Below are 18,213 nucleotides of genomic sequence, written 5' to 3'. Positions count from 1 at the left end.
CTTATCTTTTCTAGTAAGTCAGCATCATACAATATTATGAAACTGACATTACAAACATTTTTAGTATAGCATTTATATGATTCGTTTTCTATTAATTCCCAAAAGATAAAGGACCTTGCAGCATTCCTACAAGGTCCCTCTTCTATCAATCTGTATCCGTAGCACAAATGAACCACATTTTCTGTTCCCTACTATCTAACACCATCCAAGTAACATCCCACGCAACATCGTAAAACCAATCTGTCCAAGGGCGATAGCTTTCGAACACTTTAATATCTTCGTATCGATCTTGGAACATATATTGACATACATTGACTGCTAATTGTTTTGCGATAACTGGTCGTTCCTTAAACCCTTCATATGCTCCGCCCCACAAAATTTGCGCAGCAATGCTACCATCAAGCATAACTGCCAGCTGCTCTTTAAAACGAAACTTATATTTGTCTGATGTATGTATTTTTAACTCTTCTAAGTTATTAATTATATCTAAAGAGTTGAAGATTCTTCTAAAGAAGTGCTCATGTCCATCTTTCGAATGTGGTATTTCTTTAAAAAAATTTTCGTTATGCACTTTAAAACAGCTTATTATTGCTCCACCAATTAAGTTTTGTTCCTTAAACGTGTTTATAAGTTGCTCAACAGATGAGTCAATCGTGTCTATTTTTTCAAACGTTCCCTCTTTCCATCTCATAACGCCCACTACTCTCTATTAAAAATTTGTTTCTTCATTATAAATAGCAAAATAAAAACCAGCAACTTTAAGGTTGCTGGCTTAGCTCTTATTCATATTCGAAAAAACAATAACAACTGCTCCAAACAAATAATGCCCTACTACCATCCACATACTCCAATCAAAAATCATAAGCAATAACCAAAGTGATATATTCATAGCAGCAAATAATAAATATAAAATCTCTCTTTTGTATCGCTCCTCTATTCATCAAAATGTAAACAGCACCGATAGGAGGAAAAAGACAAATATTTTTCTTAACACCCACGGATACGAAATTACTGTCTGCATATGAATCTCCTTTTCATCATAATACTTGCTTCAACATCGGCCTCACTACCCTATATTTATCACTATAAGCTTCCTTTATGATTAAAGGCGGGTAATCACTTTTTTCTTCCTCAATCATTGTGAATACTTCTGTTTTCTCTTGTAATGTATTAGATTCTTTATTTTTAGTAGGTTTTTTACTTGTTTTAATTTTCTTTGTTACTTCGCCAAGTTTTTGCCCAACTTCTTCTACTTTGGCAGGTTCATTCGTAACATAGTATTCTTGTTCGTCCCATACTAATATAGGTGGCACTTGTTCTCGTTTGTTACATATTATAATAAGCAGTACTAGCTACAAGTAGTAGACAAGTTAATAAATAGAAGATAGTTTTTTTATTCATATACTACACTCCTTATCTATCATTTCATTGGATTATATAATATAAGTTATTTATAGTAAATGGATTTAGTGGTAATTTTTAGGTTTAACAATAAAAAAACCTTACCGCAGTAAGGTTCCGTTTTTACATTCTATAGTGACCGACTTATTAAAACAATCATTACAATAATCGCAATAAACATAACAACTAAACAGCCGATCATTTTATAAAAGCCTCTTTTCGTTAACGTCCCGCCTTGAACGTCTTTACGAATAAATAAGAATACTGCTAAAAATAATACAAGCCCAATGCCAAAAGCATACATCATTTGCATATGTTAATCTTCCTCTCTCTCTTCCATCTTAATATCTTTTTGCCAAAACAACAAATGAGATAAAAACGGTACTCATCGTAAGTGCCATAAGTATATTCAATAATTCAGTAGCAGATAGTGTAAGTATTTTTAAGTTTAAGCCGATAGAGAAAAGAAGATAATATGCTGTTAATGCAAAAAAGGTTACAAACATTCCTTTATAACGAATAAGTTTCATTCGCTCGTCTTTTTCTTTAAATTGCGGGTGCAAGTAGCTTAGACAGAAACTCATAATCATCATCCCAAGCAATGGATACGTTATAGCTGGCGGTGCAGAATGCGTCATTATACCTGTTAATATCATAAATCCACTCATAAATAGAAAAATAATCCCCATAATTACAAAGTACTTTTGTGAATAATTCATCCCTATTCCCCCTCTTCTTTTCCTTCATAAATAAATACATGTTCTATCGTTGTCTGAAATGTTTTCGCTATTTCAAATGCTAGCGGAAGTGATGGATCGTATTTCCCCTTTTCAATTGAAATGATGGTTTGTCTGGAAACTCCAAGTTTCTCAGCCAACTTTTCTTGAGATAGTCCAAATTTTTTTCGGTATTCGACCATTTTATTTTCCAAGGAAATTTCTCCCTCCTTCCATATATCGAGTATATATGTAAAGTAAACTTTACGTCAAGGTTCCTTTACATTTATTTCAATCATTTTTCACTCTATTTATATAGAAGAAACTTGTTCGATTTGAGCACGTCTATTTTGTAATAAAACATGGAACACTGTATGTAATCGTTACTATATTTCCTCCTCACCTTTTTTAAAATTTAATATCTTCATATTTGTTTTATCCTTTTAAAATATTTCATTCTCTTCTTTATTAGATGAAATGTGTTATTGGTTTTACGGTGTTTTTTGGCATATTTATAGAAACTAACGGGTTATGAACCATTTTTTATGTTTAGCAACTTTTTTTGTAGAAATCCTTCATTTTCCTTTCGATATTTAACACTATCGAAATAAAGTTTACGATAAATTCATAATTTTTTATTTTTTATACTATATTCCGTTATATTGTTGTATAATATCTATGAAAGCGCTTATTATTTCAATATACATAATTCAAACTAAATTTTATCAAAACATTCTAACTATTATACCTATATTTAAATGCAACAATTATAGCTATTAGTATAGGCATACCAAATATATCCACTCCATTTTTCTGTAAAATTACTTTATAAAGTGAAAGATTAACTTGGGTGATAAGTTATTGTGAATGTTTTTTTACAAAACAGATAAGTAATAGTGTTTGGTATTATGTAAATTATTGTAATAACATAAGAGTAAAGAAAACATTTACATTGATTATTGATTCATTACTTATTGAAAAAGAGCAAAATGCACCTTTGTATGGAAAAGGATTATATGCATTGGGAGGTTTAAACAAATGACGAGGAAGAATACAACGACAAACCCTTGGGCCAAGTTCCACGGTCCGAACCTTGGTTATGTTATTGAGCAGTATGATCTTTACGTAACTGGAGCAGGTTCTGTTGATCCGGAATTACAAGAGCTTTTTGAAATTTTTGGAGCTCCTTCGTTTCAAGATGATGTCGTAACAGGGGACAACACAGCAACACATTTTTCTCCTCAAAACACAGGTAACATTGAAAAAATTCTTAAAGTCGTTCAACTTGTTGAGCAAATTCGTTCTTTCGGGCACACGTTGGCTCACATTAACCCGATGGAAGATGCTGCAAATGGACAATCACTTCTTGAGAAAGCAATGAGTGAACTGAGCGATGCTGACTTGAAAGCGATTCCAGCGAAAACAGTATGGCAAGATGCACCAGAAGGTATTCACACTGCACTTGATGTGATTCATAGATTAAAAGACGTTTATACAAAATCTTTAGCTTATGAATTTTCTCATATACAAGATAGTGAAGAACGCGCGTGGTTGCATCAAATGGTGGAATCAAATTCATTGCGTCAACCACTATCAAATAAAAAACGAACTGCTCTTTTAAAACGTTTAACAGCTGTTGAAGGTTTCGAGCAATTCTTGCATAAAACATTCGTTGGGCAAAAACGTTTCTCTATCGAGGGCGTTGATATGCTTGTACCTGTTTTAGATGAAATTGTTCTAGAAGGTGCTAAGAACGGCGTAGAGGATGTCATGATTGGTATGGCTCACCGCGGTCGTCTAAGCGTACTTGCTCACGTATTAGAAAAACCATATAGTCACATGTTTGCTGAGTTCAAACATGCAAAAATAGAAGGCGCAGTAGCCAATTCTGGCTGGACTGGCGACGTAAAATACCACCTAGGTAGAGAACAAGTCGTTAGTAACGAAGAAGTTAGCACTCGCGTGACATTAGCAAATAACCCGAGTCATCTTGAGTTCGTGAATCCTGTAGTAGAAGGTTTCGCACGTGCTGCTCAAGAGAATCGTAAAAAATCTGGTCTTCCAGATCAAGATACTTCAAAATCATTCGTAATTTTAGTTCATGGTGATGCTGCATTCCCTGGTCAAGGTATTGTATCTGAGACACTCAACTTAAGCAGATTGAACGCGTATCAAACAGGCGGAACGATTCATGTTATCGCAAACAATGCAGTTGGTTTTACGACTGATAGTTATGATTCTCGTTCTACGAAATATTCAAGTGACCTTGCAAAAGGTTTCGATATTCCTATTGTTCACGTGAACGCTGATGATCCGGAAGCTTGTCTTGCTGCTGCTAACCTTGCGATTCAATATCGCATGTTGTTCAAAAAAGACTTCTTAATCGATTTAATCGGTTACCGCCGCTACGGTCATAACGAAATGGATGACCCAGCAGTTACGCAACCACAAGTGTACAAAAAAATTAAAAATCACCCAACTGTAAGAGCAATTTATGCAGATCAATTACAAGCTGCTGATGTTCTAAATGCAGATGAAGTTGAAACAATTACGCAGTTTATACAAGAGCAATTAAAATCCGACTATGCACAAGTACCACCAGCTGATACGGGTGATGCAACAATTCACGTTAAAGTGCCAGATGTTGTTGCAAAAGGTATTCAACCAATCGATACTGGTGTTGAGATTGACTCACTTCGTGCAATTAATGAAGGTCTACTATCTTGGCCAGAAGGATTTAACGTATATCCAAAAGTGAAGAAAATTCTTGAGCGCCGTAAAGATGCTCTTGAAGAGAACGGTAAAATTGAATGGGCACTTGCTGAGTCGTTAGCATTCGCTTCTATTTTACAAGAAGGTACGCCAATTCGTTTAACTGGTCAAGATTCACAGCGTGGTACATTCGCACACCGTCATATCGTATTACACGATACTGATACAAACGAAACATATTCACCATTACACCGTTTACCAAACATTAATGCTTCGTTCTCTGTTCATAACAGTCCGTTATCAGAGGCTGCTGTTGTTGGTTACGAATATGGTTATAACGTATTCGCTCCAGAAACTCTTGTTATGTGGGAAGCGCAATATGGTGACTTCTCAAATACTGCGCAAGCATTATTTGATCAATATGTTTCAGCTGGAAGAGCAAAATGGGGTCAAAAATCTGGTTTAGTTCTTCTATTACCACACGGTTATGAAGGTCAAGGACCAGAGCACTCTAGTGCACGTCCAGAGCGTTTCTTACAGTTAGCTGCTGAGAATAACTGGACAGTTGCAAACTTAACGAGCGCGGCACAATACTTCCATATCCTGCGTCGTCAAGCATCTATCTTAGGAACAGAAGCTGTTCGACCATTAGTACTGATGACGCCGAAGAGTTTATTACGTCACCCACTTACGCTTTCAACTGCTAGTCAGTTAAGCGAAGGACGATTCCAACCTGCTTTAGAACAAGAAAACCTTGGTATGAAACCAAATAAAGTAAAACGTCTTGTTTTAAGTACAGGTAAAATGGCGATTGACTTAGCAGCAGAAATCGAGTCTGGTAAACATGAGTACAACTTAGACGAAGTTCATGTCGTTCGTATTGAGCAATTGTACCCATTCCCTGCTGAGAAAGTTCAATCTATTATTAAACGCTTTAAAAACTTAGAAGAAATCATTTGGGTTCAAGAAGAACCTCGTAATATGGGCGCATGGCATTACATGGCTCCAATTCTGTTCGAACTTGCTGGAGATAAAGTGAAAACAGGTTACATTGGACGTCCTGATCGCTCTAGTCCATCTGGAGGCGATCCATTCGCTCACAAAGCTGAGCAAGAACTAATTGTTGCACATGCTTTAGATGTGAAGTATAACTTCCGTCAAGATAAACAAGAAATTGAAGTTTACAGCAACTAAAAAGTAACAATGAAGGTTTCTAGCTTGTTCCTTGGGCAGAATATCTGCCCAAGGCCAGGCTAACAAATGGAGATTACCGAAGACAAAAGAAGAAAAAACACACCGTTAGGCAAATAAGGGGAGGACATTTAAAATGATCGAAATTAAAGTACCTGAGCTTGCAGAATCTATTACCGAAGGAACTATTTCACAATGGCTTATCAACGTAGGCGACAAAGTTGAGAAAGGTGGCAGCGTTGTTGAGCTTGAAACTGATAAAGTCAATGTAGAAATCATTGCAGAAGATTCAGGTATTGTATCGAAGTTACTAGGCGAACCTGGGGATACAGTTGAAGTTGGCGCAACTATCGCAATTTTAGATGCTAATGGAGCACCAGTTGCAGTAAGTACACCTGCTCCAGCTGCTGAGCAACCAAAACAAGAAACAGCTGAAGCACCGAAAGCTGCGGCTCCAAATGCTGAACAAACTACGGGTCTACAAGGCTTACCAAATACGAACCGTCCTATCGCATCACCAGCTGCTAGAAAAATGGCTCGTGAATTAGGAATCGACTTAAACGACGTACGTAGCACAGATCCACTTGGACGCGTGAGACCACATGATGTACAAGCTCATGCTGCAGCACCAAAAGAAGCACCAGCTGCTCCAAAGAGCCCAGCTCCTGCTCCAGTTGCAAAAACTGAATTCGAAAAACCAGTTGAGCGCGTGAAAATGTCCCGCCGCCGTCAAACAATTGCAAAACGTCTTGTAGAAGTTCAACAAACATCTGCAATGTTAACAACATTTAACGAAGTTGATATGAGCGCGATCATGGAATTACGTAAAGAACGCAAAGATGCTTTCGAGAAAAAACATGATGTACGTCTTGGCTTCATGTCATTCTTCACAAAAGCAGTTGTTGCAGCATTAAAACAATTCCCATTATTAAATGCTGAAATTCAAGGTGACGAGCTTATCATCAAAAAATTCTATGATATCGGTATTGCAGTAGCAGCTCCAGATGGATTAGTTGTTCCAGTTGTACGCGATGCTAACCAATTAAACTTCGCTGAAATCGAAAGTGAAATTCGTAATTTAGGTATGAAAGCACGCGATAACAAACTTTCATTAAAAGAACTACAAGGTGGTACATTTACAATTACAAACGGTGGTGTATTCGGTTCTCTAATGTCAACACCAATCCTAAATAGCCCTCAAGTTGGTATTTTAGGAATGCATAAAATCCAAGTACGCCCAGTTGCAATTGATAACGAGCGTATGGAAAACCGCCCAATGATGTACATTGCTTTATCTTACGATCACCGTATTGTTGATGGTAAAGAAGCAGTTAGCTTCCTTGTTGCTGTTAAAGATATGCTTGAAGATCCAAAGTCATTATTATTAGAAGGTTGATAGATTAAAATCTATTAAAGGCTGTAGAATGAATCATTCTACAGCCTTTTTTTATTGTGTTCATACGGGACAAATTTCATGACATAAAGTATTAATGTATGCCTAAACGTAAGGAGGATTAAAATGAATAACCTTCCAATTCATGCAAAACTTAAAGTAAATAAGGACACTTTCTTCCTCCCCGATTCAAACGGGGGTGTCTATTTTCGAAATAACGCCAGTTCATTTCGCATGGACGGTGATGGAATTTATGACTGGATTGAAAAATTAATGCCCATGTTTAACGGTAATTATTCTTTAGCAGAAATAACTGATGGACTCCCTCTCCCCTATCAAAATCGTGTATTTGAAATTGGAGAGGTTTTATATGAAAATGGTTTCGTTCGTGATGCAAATCAAGATGCACCTCATGAATTAAACAGTACATTACTCGACAGATATGCTTCACAAATTGAATTTTTAGAAGCTGATTCTCATTCAGGTGCTTTAAAATTCGAAACGTACCGCGGGGCAAATGTACTTGTACTTGGTTCTGGGGATATGCTTACTTCTTTAGTTTCTTCTTTATTAGAATCTGGTTTACCTACATTTCATTACCTCGTTACAGATCGGGATGAAACAAACTATGACAGAATACATGAGCTAATAGAACGTGCATATGAAGTTGATAACAGTGTACTCCTTCAAGAAATCGATACTACAATTGACCGTCCCTTGCATGAAGTGTTCGAACCTTTTGATTGGATTTTATATGTTTCCCAAAATGGAGACATTGATGGTTTACAAACAGTTCACACTATTTGTAGAGAAACGAAAAAGAATTTCATACCAGCTATTTGTTTATCTATACTCGGTATAGCTGGGCCTGTCGTAACGGAAAATCGTGATGAATGCTGGGAATCCGCATGGCATCGACTACATGAAACGAATTTACAAAATGAAAATTCATCTGATTCCTTCTCACCAATTACATCTGCAATGTTAACAAATGTAATCGTTTTTGAATTATTTAAGCATGTCGCAGATGATTCACATCGGGAAAAAGAAGCACAATTCTTTTTATTAAACTATGAAACACTTGAAGGAACGTGGCATTCTTTTATAAAACATCCTCTTGCAACTGATGAAAGTTTTACAATTGATACGATAGAAAATCTTTCTGAAAAACTTGAGCATCGGTCGAACCAACATACTTCAACTGATGTATTCCGATTTTTTGACTCATTAACTTCTAAAGAAGCCGGTATATTCCATGTATGGGATGAACAAGATTCATATCAATTACCGTTATCACAGTGCTATATTCAAGTAGCCACTCCACTATCAGATGGCCCAGCTCACCTTCTGCCTCTTATGACTTGCAGTGGATTGACTCATAATGAAGCACGCCGAGAAGCCGGTTTAACAGGAATTGAAACATATGTAGCAGAAATCATTCACCGCCTTATTCCTGAACATAACGATATCGGTATCGGTGCTGGAGAAACGATGACAGAAGGATTTTACCGGGCACTACAGCAACATTTAAACAATAAATTGTATGAGCGGCAGTCACATATGCTAGAAGAACTTACAACGATTGATTTAACTGATATTCACGATAAACATTGTAGATTTTATTACGAAGCTCTCTCTACAATTCATGAAACACCTAAAATCGCAATGAGTGAAGAGATTCTCAGTTTTCCAGCCGTTTGGGTTGGTATAAATGATAGATGGTACGGTGCATCTAATATTAATATGACGTTAGCGTTACGAAACGCACTACAACTATCACTCTTTCACGTTCAAAATGAAGAAATTCCTTACAGAGCTAATATTTTGTATGACTCATCTATTATTTTATATGACACTGATTCTTTTAGGGTGGAAATACAAGCGGAAGAAGAAATTCCAAGCGTACAATCTTTGCAACTCGCCTTACAACATTTAGAAGAACATAATTTTTATCCATTCGTATTTGATTTAGCGATTGAACCATTTTTGAAAGAAAACTTAGACGGTGTGTACGGAGTATTAATTGCAAAGGAGGACGGTTTATGATTCAAAATATATTGCTTATAGGAGATGGCCTACTTGCAGACTATGTACATGATCAATTATGCGAACAATATTCCATCATTCGTCAACATACCCTTACAGAAGAACTCCCTGAAAATATTCATCTCGCTCTCGTATTACATGACGGATCTCCTTCTACTATTCATCATGATGCCGAACTTATTTTTCGCTCAAATCATATTCCGTGGCTTCGTGGTTTCACTTCATTTGGCGAAGGTATTATCGGTCCTTACATTCATCCTCTTACGCCCGGATGTTCCCATTGTTCTGATGGACGCCGTTTTATCGCTGGCTTTGATCAAAAAGAAATGTGGGAACTACAGCGGAAATATGCCTTTAAAGCCGAAAATGGAACGAGGCGTGATGTACGTGCCACCCAAAATGGAATGTTACAAATGTGCCATCTTATTTGCGCAGAAACAGAAAAAATATTAACTCATAACCATTCTTCTTTAGAAAATGAACTTATTTTACTAAACTTACAAACATTACAATGTACGCGGCATTCTTTTCTTCCAGATCCTCTCTGTCCTGTATGTAGCAATTTACCTGATGATACTGCGGATGCGGCGGAAGTTTCTTTACAACCGAGTTTAAAAGTAAGCACCGAAACGTATCGCTGCCGTTCCATTCATGAATTAAACACATTTTTAACGAAAGACTATTTAGATTATCGGATCGGTATGTTGAACGGCAAAATGCAGCATTCTTTATTGCCATTTGCTGACGTCATTATAAACATGCCATTAATGTTTGGAAATGAAGGTGTTGCAGGCCGAACTCATTCATTTGCAGTGAGTGAAGCAACTGCTATTTTAGAAGGTTTAGAACGATATTGCGGTATGTCGCCTCGCGGGAAAAAGACAAATGTGCATGGTAGTTTTCATGATTTAGAGGAACATGCACTAAATCCCCTCACACTCGGTGTACATACAAATGAACATTACAATCGTGATAATTTTCCATTTAAGCCGTTTGATCCTGATTATGAGCAAAACTGGGTATGGGGATATTCTTTATCACAAAACAGACCGCTTTTAGTTCCTGAATCAATTGCTTATTATAGCCTCGGTCATCGAGATGCTTTCGTGTATGAAACATCAAATGGATGTGCAATTGGCGGTAGTTTAGAAGAAGCGATTTTTCACGGCATTTTAGAAATTGTAGAGCGTGATGCCTTCTTACTCACTTGGTATGCCGAATTACCTCTTCCCCGCCTTGATCTGAGTTCAGCAAATGATACAGAATTACAATTAATGATTCAGCGGTTACGTACGATTACTGGATATGAATTACACGCTTTTAATGCGACGATGGAACACGGCATCCCGAGCTTATGGGTAATTGCAAAAAATACACGTGAAAATGGAATGAACGTTGTTTGTGCGGGAGGCGCTCATTTAGATCCTATTCGAGCTTTAAAAAGTGCCATTCAAGAAATAGCAGGCATGTTACTTATAACAGACGATGAGCTCGAGCACAAAAGAGAATACTATGAAAAATGCTTACAAGATCCTTATTTCGTTAATAAAATGGAAGACCATAGTATGCTGTATGGATTGAAAGAAACGGAAGAACGTCTTCACTTCCTTTTACGAGAAGATGCACCGGTGCAAACGTTCCAAGAAATGAATGTATCACAGTCATTTGATATGGATTTAACATCCGATCTCCACCAACTTTTAAATCGTTTGCATCAATCTAATCTTGAAATAATCGTTGTAGATCAAACCGTTCCCCTTATAGAAAAGAACGGACTACACTGTGTAAAAGTCATTATTCCAGGCATGTTACCGATGACATTCGGCCATCACCTTACTCGTGTTACAGGATTAGATAGAGTCTATACCGTACCGATGACACTTGGATATAGCACTGAACCGTTAACAAATGAACAATTAAATCCAAATCCGCACCCGTTTCCATAGTAAAGGAGGGATTTCATGCAGCTAGATACTTTTTTACATCATCTCCATTTCTCTATTGATGAAATTATGCCGAATCATGAGGTGGACTGGAAAGACGCACCGCTTCCTTATAAATTATATCGAAATGTACCTACCATCCCGCTCTCCTTAGAAATCCCGTTATCTTTATCGAACTCTTCTACTACACCTACTCTAAATGAGATTGGTCACTACCTTTGGTATTCATTTGGTGTAACACAATTATGTCAGCTAAATAGCGAGAGAAATGTATTACGCAGATCCATTCCTTCAGGCGGTGCTTTATATCCGAATGAATTGTATATCTATTTAAAGATTGACGATTATCCAGACGGCATTTACCATTATGACGCCGCGCATCACCGACTTATTTTACTTCGCGAAGGAAATTTCGATTCTTATTTAGCAGACGCACTCGGTAATCGCTGTAATATACATGATTGTTTCGGTGCCGCATTCGTATCCACTATGTTTTGGAAAAACTTCTTTAAATACAATAACTTTTCATATCGCCTTCAAGGATTAGATAGCGGGGTTCTCATTGGACAATTACTAGAATGTGCAAAACAGTTCGGTTATACGAACGGCGTATACTTTCAATTTCTAGACCGTGCACTGAACCATTTACTCGGATTGTCAGAAGGTGAAGAAAGTGTGTATGCCGTTATTCCTTTAAGTACAGAGCCAGAAACTAATTGGTTTCACAATGATTACCGTGAAAATAAAACAGTTACTTCTCATGAGTTGTTGCAACACATTCCGCCACTCGCACATGAACATTTCGTTCGCTCAAAACATGTAAATGAACATCCGATGATAACAAAAATAAATGAAGCTTCTATGATTGAATCGACAGAACACTTCCAAACACTACATCATGAAGAGCACTATCAACATAATACGTACGCTGTACAGCTACCGAAAGTAGAACGGTTATCGTATGATTTCCTACAACTTTGTAAAAAACGATATTCTCCTGATGCGGACTTTATTTTAACGAAATGGGATGCAGCTGAGCTCGCTACTTTACTACAAGAAGCGAGCCTCTCCTTCCCCTATTACAGCGACCTTGATGGTAAGTATGTAAATGAAAATGCACGCGTCTCATTATATGGATGTTTCTATAACGTAAAAGATATAGAAAACGGTGCTTACACTTATAACAGGAAAACACATTCCATACAACCAATTCGGTATGGGGACCTTCGTTATCTCCTTCAATCTAGTATGACGATGGATAACGTAAACCTTTTTCAAGTACCACTTTGCTTACATGTAGTCGGAAAGAAAGATTACTATACAAATGCATTAGGCTATAGAGGATACCGTATTCACCAAATGGAAGCTGGTATCCTCGTTCATAAACTCGTTTTTGCTGCAACTGCTATGGGGATGGGCGGGCATCCTTTACTAAGTTTTGATACAAATTCATGTGATCAATTGTACGGAATTGATGCTGGGAATGAAACGTCTCTTATTCAAGTTCCAGTTGGGGCATATCGGGCGCGGAATTGGTTAAAAGGGGCTTTGCATAATTAGAAGCACGCCGGTAGACGGCGTGCTTTTTTTAAAGGACTTAATTTATAAAAAGCGAAATGAGTATATATTCTTACATAAAAGGAGAATGTAACTTGAACATTTTACAACGATTAATTCAGCAAGCAAAAAACCCTCGCGGGACAATTGGTTCTTCCATGCTTTGTATTATGAACGCTGCACATATGAGACTAACAAATTGGGGATTACAAAAAATACATATACGTAAAGATGCAATTACTTTAGATATTGGTTGTGGCGGCGGCAAAACAATACATACTCTTTCAAAACGAATTCCATTTGGGAAAATATATGGAATTGATTATTCAGATCAAGCTGTTGAAAACTCAAAGAAAGCCAATATACAGGACGTAAAAAAAGGAAAAGTAATCATTCATCAGGCAAGTGTCTCCTCTATTCCTTACAATACAAACTTCTTCGATCTCATAACCGCTTTTCAAACACACTACTTTTGGCCCGATGTGGAACAAGATATAAAAGAAATATTTCGCGTCTTACAACCGAATGGATCTTTTTTATTAGTAGCTGAAACTTTCAAAATTCAATATCATATGGAGAAATGGAAAACGAATGAAGAATTAATAAACCTATTTTATAAAACAGGATTTACAAGTGTGAAATGCTATGAAGAAAGAGGTTGCCTTTGTGTAATAGGAATTAAGTAAAAAGCAGACCCTTTGAGGTCTGCTTTTTACTAGATTAACTTAAAAATACTCTTAATTTGTCTAGCAAATAACCAATTTTTCGTACCGTAGTTATCATTTAAACTATCTAAATTAATAGATTGTCCGTTAGCAAACTTTAATTCTAACGTTGTATTTTTGTCATTTGTTTTTAAATTATTATTTGTAATGTCATCATACTTTAATTTTTCAATTTCAATATATTCGTCTTTTTCTTTTCCAATCACGACATGGTCTTGGAAGAAGAAAAATACTTCTACTTTTTTACCGAAACAAAATACATTTTTCGTATAAATTAATGTCGCGTTATCAAGTCCGACACATACTTCTTTCATTTCTTCCACAACGTGTCCAAAGTCTTCTTCATGTCTTGTATTTGATTCAACAATCCATTCTTCGATTGTTTTCATATTAATTGCCATACTGCGCCCCCTGGTTCGTTCATTGCTTCGTTAAAAAAATAAATACTATATGAAAATATAAGCGATTAGTAATATGTTTTCAAGGGGGAACGGTATATTCAAAATAAAGCGAAACTTTAATCAATAGGGGTCTTCATCCCCACTGATTATTAGTTGAACCAATCGGGCTTTTACGGGCAGTTGATCCCCCACCTAACTTCTTTGCTTTCGCTGGATTTTGAGGTGGGGGTCTTACTGTCCGCAAATAGCGGGATAAAGTTAAATTTCAAAGTAATATAAAAGGAAAACCAATTTCATTAAATTTTAAACGTTTGAACGAGACATTCTTCATCATCAATTAACTGCTCTCTCTCATCAAATTCAATGTTCAGTTTTTTATATACTTTCTTCCAAAACGACACTGCTGGTACATTTTTTAGAAGTTCGATAACGAAATATTGTCCTCTTTTCTCTTCTAGTAAATTCTCAACAGCTTGTTTACCGATTCCTTTTCCTTTATATTGATTCAATATGAAAATATCATTAATACCAAAATCATTTTCCTTCTTCAAAAACGGACGTTCCAGTAGTAATAAGAATCCTACAATACTATGATCAACTTTTATAAAATACGGCGTGATTCCGTCATTTTTCCAAAACATATGCAAATCTTCGTATTCAAAAAATCCGTTCGCTCCGATAGTTATATTCATAGTGAACTTAGAAAGGTCATGAAGATATAAAGCGTACAAATTACGTAATATTTCTTTTTCTGATTCTTGAACCTTTTGAAGTGCTACAATCATAAAAAAACTCCCCTTCCTCATATGTAACTATTTCCCGATCCTCTTCATTCGACAAAAATGATAATTCCCCTTTAACAAAAAAATAGCACTTTAAAAAGTGCTATTCTGCTCTCCTTGCCGCTTGCTGAATTGGGTCCCACACGCTGTTATATGGTGGTGCATAACTTAAATCGACATCTTCTAAATCATGAATGCTCATTTTATTGAAAAGTGCCATCGCGATCACATCAATACGTTTATCTACGCCTTCTTCTCCAATTACTTGCCCGCCCAATAATTGTTTCGTATCGGAGCTATATAGTAATTTCAAGTAAAGTGGTTTTGCATTTGGATAATAGCCCGCCATATTTGTAGAATCTACTTTGACCGTTTTATACGGAATGTGTAGCCCTTTTGCTTCTTTTTCATTTAACCCTGTTCTTGCGAGTGTCAAATCCATAAATTTAATAATGCCTGTGCCTAACGTACCTTTAAAAGCTCTTCGTTTATCAAGCATATTCAGTCCAGCAAGTCGCCCTTGCTTATTGGCAGTCGTTCCGAGCGGGATATGATCATGAATTTCCTTTATAACGTGGTAATGTGTTGCGCAATCACCGGCTGCATATACGTCTTGCACATTTGTTTGCATATATGCATTTACTTCGATTGCTCCTTTATGATTCTTACGTATATTTGTCCCTTCAAGAAAATCAGTATTTGGCTTCACTCCAACCGACACTAAAACAAGATCTGCTTTATACGTACCTTTATCCGTTTCGATTGCTTCTACTCGTTCATTTCCTTTAAATGCTTTTACATTTTCATTCGTTAAAATTTCAATATGATGCTTATCTGCTTCTTTATGTATGTACTCTGCCATATCTGCATCATAAATCGTACCGATATGATCATTTCGCTCAATCATTCTTACTTTCTTACCAAGTTCGACGAATGTTTCTGCCATCTCAAGTCCAATAGCACCACCGCCAATAATCGTTACATCTTCAACTTTATTCGTTTCTAGCGTTTTTAATATGCGCTCAGCATCAGGAATTGTTTTTAAAAGATGAACGCCTTGTAATTCCCGTCCTTCCCATTCTGGCATAACAGGACGCACTCCAGTCGCAATTAATAATCGATCATATGGAAATTCAAAGACATCCTTCGTCTTCGTATGCTCTGCGTACACCATTTTCTTTTCCGTATCTACTTTCGTTACTTCATGACGCACTTTCGCATCAATTCCATATTTCTCACGAAACGTCTTTACGTTGCGCGCGATTAACTTTTCAGTTGAAGCGATAGCACCACTAATGACATACGGTAATCCACACTGAGCGTATGAATAAATTTCACCTTTTTCTAAAGTTACAACATTTGCATTTTCATCGTTTCTAACAATTTGCATAGCCGCACTCATACCAGCTGCATCTCCGCCAATAATGACATAGTTCACTTTACCACTCCTTCTTTTTTACATACTCTTTACGTTTTCCATATTTTATAGAAATAACACCTACTTCCATTGTAAAGAAAGAGAATTTCATCTTCAAATTTGGTGCACAAACTTATGTATAAATAGGTAACTGTCGTGTCTTATAAACAACATGTTTAATATGCTATAACAGTAACCAATTGAAAGTAGGTGAAATATACATGTGCGCTGGTCTTCTCGCTCAGTTTCCAGAGGAACCGAAAGAACCAAAACCCGCCTTGTCGCTTGATCAAGAATTTTCTATTAACGCAACCATTTATAGTGCTCGTGCTTGGTTATCTAATGATGAAACTTTTCCACAAACGATTTGGAAAGGCTCTCGCTTTGCTTCCGCATCACACGCTGGCAAGTCCATCTTACCAATCGGTACTGTAAAAATTTTAAACTTATCTGATGATACAATAACAGTTACTGCATCATCAGAATCAGATGATACTCTCAAAATAGTCGTACCCCCTCATTCTGAAGGTGTTTTAACATCTAACGCATTATCTGACGTGCAAGCAAGTACATCAGGAGGAGCAAGTAAAGTCACATTCCTCTTTCATATCTTTTTCTCAAGGGATCCTGGTTCAGATAAAAAACCATAAAAAAGGTACAGTTATGCACTGTACCTTTTTCACGCGCTCTATTCTCTTGATTTGATTAGTTCAATATTATAAGTTTCGATATCTGTTAACTTTCCTTTAAAATAAGGATTTTCTCTATACCAAGACTGTGTTGCAAAATACGCTTGCATATCTTTCGTTTGAAAAATATGTCCATGCCTTGCATATATTTCATTTCTAGCAATTTTCAACTGTTCTTTCGATAAATAGGTTAAATCTGTGCTCGTTAATTTTCGAATATCACTATCAGGAAAGATGAAACCATTATATACATACCCAGTCGCGGGCGTTGGAGTAACATTATAAACAACTGTTTTTTCTGCACTTTTCGTTTGGAATGGAAGATTATAAGACGAAAGTGCCGTTACCGTCTCTACTTTTGTCGTTTCCCGTCCATTTTCTCCATTTCGTTCTAAATAAATTTTCGCGCTTCCATCAGTCGCTACAGGCCCCCATGTAATTTCTTCTCCTGCGAGCGCTGTAACTGGTTTTTGATTTACGTACAATGTTGCACCAGGCGCGTTCGTTTGAACTGTAATATATTGACCTTGCAACGTTAAATCTATCGTTACGTTATTTTGGCTTTGTTTCATAAGTACAACCTTTTCCTCACGTGATAGTTTTACATAGTCATTTTTATATTCTGATTGAAACACTTGATTTCCCGGAAGAAATGGCCCATATTGCTTCTCAAACTTTTTGTCATCTGTCTTATCAATTTCTTTTCCGTTCATTTTTAACGATACGCCTTTTTCATTTGTAAGCAAAGTTGTATAGTACGTCTTCGCTTTCAATTTATACCGATCAAATATAAAGAAATACTTTCCGTCTTTCGTTAATGAAAAATCAGCTCTTTCTATTCCGTCCCGTTGTTTTTCACCTTGTCTCAAATATCCTTTTAATTCATTTACGTAAGATGGATTTTCTTTTATATATGAAAATAGAGGCGTTAAACTCTCTCTCGTTATCATAACCGACGGATCATCTGCCGTAACGATCTCAGCTAATTTCTCTCCGTCCCGCTCTTGTAAAATCGTAATCATCCGGTCTACTTGTGCCACCTGTGTATAATACGATGATCCGTACAAATACAATCCAATAATCGCTATAACAAATAGTGCTAACAGTGTAATGCCAACTTTTGTACCACTGCTCATGTTCTTCTTTACTACAGGACTTCCCCTCTTCATCCCGCAGTTTTGACAAAATTGTACACCATCTTCAAACTGAACTCCGCACTTTGTACATACATTCATTCAGT

At 36.6% G+C, this 18,213-nt stretch carries 15 protein-coding genes and 2 pseudogenes; 7 read left to right on the top strand and 10 right to left on the bottom strand.

Features of this window, described 5'->3' with window-relative positions; genetic code table 11:
- Positions 1 to 145: 145 nt before the first annotated feature.
- The 6 genes and pseudogenes from ATL10_RS00330 to ATL10_RS00305 all read right to left on the bottom strand — a co-directional run bounded on the left by ATL10_RS00330 (position 146) and on the right by ATL10_RS00305 (position 2,332).
- Entirely contained in the window at positions 146 to 691 is a 546-nt protein-coding gene (locus ATL10_RS00330) for a hypothetical protein (RefSeq protein WP_139213193.1), read from the bottom strand.
- Between the two features lie 81 nt (positions 692 to 772).
- Positions 773 to 1,021 (bottom strand): annotated as a pseudogene (locus ATL10_RS31680) (hypothetical protein).
- Between the two features lie 16 nt (positions 1,022 to 1,037).
- Positions 1,038 to 1,401, bottom strand: a pseudogene (locus tag ATL10_RS00320) (hypothetical protein).
- 130 nt (positions 1,402 to 1,531) lie between these two features.
- Positions 1,532 to 1,714 (bottom strand): DUF3976 domain-containing protein, encoded by a 183-nt coding sequence (locus ATL10_RS00315; protein ID WP_001178303.1) that lies wholly within the window; start codon positions 1,712 to 1,714, stop codon positions 1,532 to 1,534.
- Between the two features lie 28 nt (positions 1,715 to 1,742).
- Entirely contained in the window at positions 1,743 to 2,120 is a 378-nt protein-coding gene (locus ATL10_RS00310) for a hypothetical protein (RefSeq protein WP_001109901.1), read from the bottom strand.
- Positions 2,121 to 2,122: 2 nt separating this feature from the next.
- Positions 2,123 to 2,332 (bottom strand): helix-turn-helix transcriptional regulator, encoded by a 210-nt coding sequence (locus tag ATL10_RS00305; RefSeq protein ID WP_000428506.1) that lies wholly within the window; start codon positions 2,330 to 2,332, stop codon positions 2,123 to 2,125.
- An 823-nt stretch (positions 2,333 to 3,155) separates the two neighbouring features.
- On the opposite strand from ATL10_RS00305, the gene odhA reads away from it, so the two are divergent.
- From odhA to ATL10_RS00275, 6 genes are all read left to right on the top strand, one after another.
- On the top strand, positions 3,156 to 6,023 hold the full coding sequence (gene odhA / locus ATL10_RS00300) for a 2-oxoglutarate dehydrogenase E1 component (RefSeq protein WP_090975847.1): 2,868 nt from the start codon (positions 3,156 to 3,158) through the stop codon (positions 6,021 to 6,023).
- A 133-nt stretch (positions 6,024 to 6,156) separates the two neighbouring features.
- On the top strand, positions 6,157 to 7,416 hold the full coding sequence (odhB, locus tag ATL10_RS00295; protein WP_000569893.1) for a 2-oxoglutarate dehydrogenase complex dihydrolipoyllysine-residue succinyltransferase: 1,260 nt from the start codon (positions 6,157 to 6,159) through the stop codon (positions 7,414 to 7,416).
- Between the two features lie 123 nt (positions 7,417 to 7,539).
- Entirely contained in the window at positions 7,540 to 9,459 is a 1,920-nt protein-coding gene (locus ATL10_RS00290) for a putative thiazole-containing bacteriocin maturation protein (RefSeq protein ID WP_110496200.1), read from the top strand.
- Entirely contained in the window at positions 9,456 to 11,405 is a 1,950-nt protein-coding gene (locus tag ATL10_RS00285; RefSeq protein ID WP_090975845.1) for a TOMM precursor leader peptide-binding protein, read from the top strand. Before ATL10_RS00290 ends, ATL10_RS00285 begins: the two co-directional genes overlap by 4 nt.
- A 15-nt stretch (positions 11,406 to 11,420) precedes the next feature.
- A complete protein-coding gene (locus tag ATL10_RS00280) occupies positions 11,421 to 12,962 on the top strand; it encodes a SagB family peptide dehydrogenase (protein WP_098566885.1) in 1,542 nt (513 codons plus the stop codon).
- A 92-nt stretch (positions 12,963 to 13,054) separates the two neighbouring features.
- A complete protein-coding gene (locus ATL10_RS00275) occupies positions 13,055 to 13,645 on the top strand; it encodes a class I SAM-dependent methyltransferase (RefSeq protein ID WP_063546875.1) in 591 nt (196 codons plus the stop codon).
- Positions 13,646 to 13,674: 29 nt separating this feature from the next.
- Here the strand turns inward: ATL10_RS00275 and ATL10_RS00270 are convergent, their stop codons facing one another.
- The 3 genes from ATL10_RS00270 to ATL10_RS00260 form a co-directional block, all read right to left on the bottom strand.
- Positions 13,675 to 14,085, bottom strand: a complete 411-nt coding sequence (locus ATL10_RS00270) for a DUF3908 family protein (protein ID WP_072939689.1) — start codon at positions 14,083 to 14,085, stop codon at positions 13,675 to 13,677.
- 296 nt (positions 14,086 to 14,381) lie between these two features.
- Positions 14,382 to 14,870, bottom strand: coding sequence for a GNAT family N-acetyltransferase (locus tag ATL10_RS00265; RefSeq protein ID WP_000634324.1), 489 nt, complete (start codon positions 14,868 to 14,870; stop codon positions 14,382 to 14,384).
- 100 nt (positions 14,871 to 14,970) lie between these two features.
- A complete protein-coding gene (locus ATL10_RS00260; protein ID WP_098566887.1) occupies positions 14,971 to 16,305 on the bottom strand; it encodes a CoA-disulfide reductase in 1,335 nt (444 codons plus the stop codon).
- A 200-nt stretch (positions 16,306 to 16,505) separates the two neighbouring features.
- Between ATL10_RS00260 and ATL10_RS00250 the strand changes: the two genes are divergently transcribed.
- On the top strand, positions 16,506 to 16,934 hold the full coding sequence (locus ATL10_RS00250) for a hypothetical protein (protein WP_065482744.1): 429 nt from the start codon (positions 16,506 to 16,508) through the stop codon (positions 16,932 to 16,934).
- 38 nt (positions 16,935 to 16,972) lie between these two features.
- Here ATL10_RS00250 and ATL10_RS00245 read toward each other — a convergent pair whose 3' ends face one another.
- Positions 16,973 to 18,208, bottom strand: a complete 1,236-nt coding sequence (locus tag ATL10_RS00245) for a TcaA 3rd/4th domain-containing protein (RefSeq protein WP_098566888.1) — start codon at positions 18,206 to 18,208, stop codon at positions 16,973 to 16,975.
- Between the last annotated feature and the right edge of the window lie 5 nt (positions 18,209 to 18,213).

Origin of the sequence: Bacillus sp. 196mf, assembly GCF_003217275.1 — a bacterium.
GTDB classification, from domain to species: Bacteria; Bacillota; Bacilli; order Bacillales; family Bacillaceae_G; genus Bacillus_A; species Bacillus_A thuringiensis_S.
Note: the sequence above shows the minus strand (reverse complement) of the source record. Positions and strands in the feature narration are given on the sequence as shown.

Coding starts and splice junctions, on each gene's coding strand:
- ATL10_RS00250 (WP_065482744.1), top strand. CDS start 16,506: ATGTGCGCTGGTCTTCTCGCTCAGTTTCCAGAGGAACCGAAAGAACCA.
- ATL10_RS00265 (WP_000634324.1), bottom strand. CDS start 14,870: ATGATTGTAGCACTTCAAAAGGTTCAAGAATCAGAAAAAGAAATATTA.
- ATL10_RS00245 (WP_098566888.1), bottom strand. CDS start 18,208: ATGAATGTATGTACAAAGTGCGGAGTTCAGTTTGAAGATGGTGTACAA.
- odhB (WP_000569893.1), top strand. CDS start 6,157: ATGATCGAAATTAAAGTACCTGAGCTTGCAGAATCTATTACCGAAGGA.
- ATL10_RS00330 (WP_139213193.1), bottom strand. CDS start 691: ATGAGATGGAAAGAGGGAACGTTTGAAAAAATAGACACGATTGACTCA.
- ATL10_RS00310 (WP_001109901.1), bottom strand. CDS start 2,120: ATGAATTATTCACAAAAGTACTTTGTAATTATGGGGATTATTTTTCTA.
- ATL10_RS00315 (WP_001178303.1), bottom strand. CDS start 1,714: ATGCAAATGATGTATGCTTTTGGCATTGGGCTTGTATTATTTTTAGCA.
- ATL10_RS00290 (WP_110496200.1), top strand. CDS start 7,540: ATGAATAACCTTCCAATTCATGCAAAACTTAAAGTAAATAAGGACACT.
- ATL10_RS00270 (WP_072939689.1), bottom strand. CDS start 14,085: ATGGCAATTAATATGAAAACAATCGAAGAATGGATTGTTGAATCAAAT.
- odhA (WP_090975847.1), top strand. CDS start 3,156: ATGACGAGGAAGAATACAACGACAAACCCTTGGGCCAAGTTCCACGGT.
- ATL10_RS00285 (WP_090975845.1), top strand. CDS start 9,456: ATGATTCAAAATATATTGCTTATAGGAGATGGCCTACTTGCAGACTAT.
- ATL10_RS00280 (WP_098566885.1), top strand. CDS start 11,421: ATGCAGCTAGATACTTTTTTACATCATCTCCATTTCTCTATTGATGAA.